The sequence below is a fragment of the Streptomyces sp. NPDC127177 genome (assembly GCF_042672475.1).
Taxonomy (GTDB): Bacteria; Actinomycetota; Actinomycetes; order Streptomycetales; family Streptomycetaceae; genus Streptomyces.
Genome location: NZ_JBHXUW010000129.1, coordinates 1 through 2,836, shown reverse-complemented (window position 1 = coordinate 2,836; position 2,836 = coordinate 1). Strand labels below are relative to the sequence as shown.

The 2,836-nt window shown below is 71.0% G+C and carries 2 protein-coding genes; both read left to right on the top strand.

The window, feature by feature from the left end:
- Positions 1 to 213 precede the first annotated feature (213 nt).
- A complete protein-coding gene (locus tag ACFVJX_RS35985) occupies positions 214 to 1,803 on the top strand; it encodes a cellulase family glycosylhydrolase (RefSeq protein ID WP_384127547.1) in 1,590 nt (529 codons plus the stop codon).
- Positions 1,804 to 1,958: 155 nt separating this feature from the next.
- The gene (locus tag ACFVJX_RS35980; RefSeq protein WP_384127546.1) at positions 1,959 to 2,759 is read left to right on the top strand and encodes an alpha/beta fold hydrolase; all 801 of its coding nucleotides are present in this window, start codon (positions 1,959 to 1,961) and stop codon (positions 2,757 to 2,759) included.
- Positions 2,760 to 2,836: the final 77 nt, after the last annotated feature.

Here is a 2,836-nt window from a genome sequence, read left to right as displayed (position 1 = left end):
TAGGAGCGCGTCGACATGGGAGCGCTCCCATGTCGACGCGACCGATGCCCGGTTTCCGGTTTCCTGATTCGCCCACCCCCTGGAGCCGCAATGACAAAGCCAAGAAGCACAGCGAAAGGCACAGCAGCCAAGAGCCGCGCCCCCTTACTCCCGACCGCTCCGACCGCTCCGAACGTTCTGACCGTCCTGACCGTCCTGACCACCCTCCTCGGCATGATCGCCCTCGGCGGACTCGCCCCCGCACAGGCCACCGGGGGCAAAGCACTCGCCACCGGCCTCCACATCAGCGACGGCCGGCTGGTCGAGGGCAACGGGAACGACTTCGTCATGCGCGGGGTCAACCACGCCCACGCCTGGTACCCGGGCGAGACGCAGTCGCTGGCCGACATCAAGGCGACGGGCGCCAACACCGTCCGCGTCGTCCTCTCCGACGGCTACCGCTGGAGCAAGAACAGTCCGGACGACGTCGCCGCCGTCATCGCCCAGTGCAAGGCCAACCGGCTGATCTGCGTACTGGAGGTGCACGACACCACCGGTTACGGGGAGGACTCCGCCGCCGGCACGCTCGACCACGCCGCCGACTACTGGATCGGCCTGAAGGACGTGCTCGCCGGCCAGGAGGACTACGTCGTCATCGACATCGGCAACGAGCCCTGGGGCAACACCGATCCGGCCGGCTGGACCGCGCCCACGACCGCCGCGGTCCAGAAGCTGCGCGCCGCCGGATTCGCGCACACGATCATGGTGGACGCGCCCAACTGGGGCCAGGACTGGCAAGGCGTCATGCGGGACAACGCGCAGGCCATCCATGACGCAGACCCCACCGGCAACCTGATCTTCTCGATCCACATGTACAGCGTCTACGACACCGCCGCGAAGGTCACCGACTATCTGAACGCCTTCGTCGATGCCGGACTGCCTCTGGTCATAGGTGAGTTCGGCGGCCCGGCGGACCAGTACGGCGATCCGGACGAGGACACCATGATGGCCGACGCCGAGGAGCTCGGGCTCGGCTACATCGCCTGGTCGTGGAGCGGCAACACCGACCCGGTACTCGACCTGACCATCGGCTTCGACCCCGACCGGCTCAGCTCCTGGGGCGAGCGCGTCTTCCACGGTGCCGACGGCATCGCCCAGACCTCCCGCGAGGCCACCGTCTACGACGGCGCGACGGAGGACGACACCGAGGCCCCGACCGCCCCCGGCTCCCCCACCGCCTCCGCCGTGACGGACACCTCCACCACCCTCACCTGGGCCGCGTCCACCGACAACGTCGCCGTCACCGGCTACGACCTCGTACGCGTCGCCGGTGGCACGGAGACCGCCGTCGCGTCCTCGACCGCCAACTCCGTTACGGTCAACGGGCTCAGCGCCGGCACGGCCTACACATTCGCCGTCTACGCACGCGACGCGGCCGGGAACCGTTCGACGCGCTCGTCCACGGTGAGCGTCACCACTGACCATGGCGGCAGCACGCCGGGAGCGGGCTGCTCCGTCGGCTACCAGGTCGTCGGCGAGTGGTCGGGCGGCTTCCAGGGCGAGATCACCATCCGCAACACCGGTACCACCGCCATCGACGGCTGGACACTGGGCTTCTCCTTCACCAGCGGCCAGACCGTCACCAACATGTGGGGCGGGACGCCCACCCAGACGGGCGGTTCGGTGAGCGTCGCCCCCGCCGCGTACACCTCCACGATCGCCGCCAACGGCTCGGTCACCGTCGGCTTCACGGGTGGTCTGAGCGGTTCGAACCCCGCACCGACCGCCTTCACCCTCAGCGGCGCCACCTGCACCGCCGCCTGACACAGCGGATTCGACGCGCGCATCGCACGCCGACCGGCGGGACCCTCGCTCCTTGCCGGTCGGCGTGCGTGCTCGCCCCCCGTATATGCCTGCGCTCTCCCGGCGCTCGTGCGGCATGATCTGGACCGTCCGTCCCGTTGCGATCCGGAGGCGCCATGACCTGGTCCGAGCACGTCGTGGTGCGGGACGGTGTCCGGCTCGTCTGCCGGGACCGGGGCGGGCCGGGACAGCCCGTCATCCTGCTGCACGGACTGGCCGGTCATGCCGGTGAATGGGACACGGTGGCAGAGGCGCTGAGCCCCGGGTACCGCATCGTCGCGGTCGATCAGCGCGGGCACGGCGCCGCCGAGCGCCGTCCGCGGGACGTCTCCCGCACGGCCTACGTCGCCGACGTCGTCGCCGTGGCCGAGCAGCTCGGACTGCGACGGCCCGTACTCGTCGGCCAGTCCCTGGGCGCCCACACCGCCATGCTCACCGCCGCCGCGCACACCGATCTCGTACGGGCCCTCGTTCTCGTCGAGGCGGGTCCGGGCATGGCCGATCCGAACACCGCGGCCAAGATCGGCAGTTGGATCGACAGGTGGCCGAAGCCCTTCGATTCGCGCGATGCCGCGGTCCGGTTCTTCGGCGGCGGTCCGCTCGGCGAGGGCTGGGCGGCCGGGCTGGAGGAACGCGCCGACGGGTGGTGGCCGAGGTTCGAACGGGAGGTCATGGTCGGCTCGATCGCCGAGCTCGCCCGGCGCCCCTTCTGGGACGAGTGGGATGCCGTCGCCTGCCCGACCCTGCTCGCCCTGGGCCAGGACGGCTTCATCCCGGCGCAGGAGGTCGACGAGATGCTCCGCCGGCGCCCGGACACCGAGGCGGCCTGCTTCCCCAACACCGGCCACGACCTGCATCTGGAACAACCGGCCGCCTTGTGCGCCCTGATCTCGGGGTTCCTGAACGGCATCGGCTGACGGGGTCGGGCCGGCACGTCGCCGGTCCCCCGCCCGGCACGGGACGGGGCCCCCACCGAGCGGTGGGGGCCCCGTCC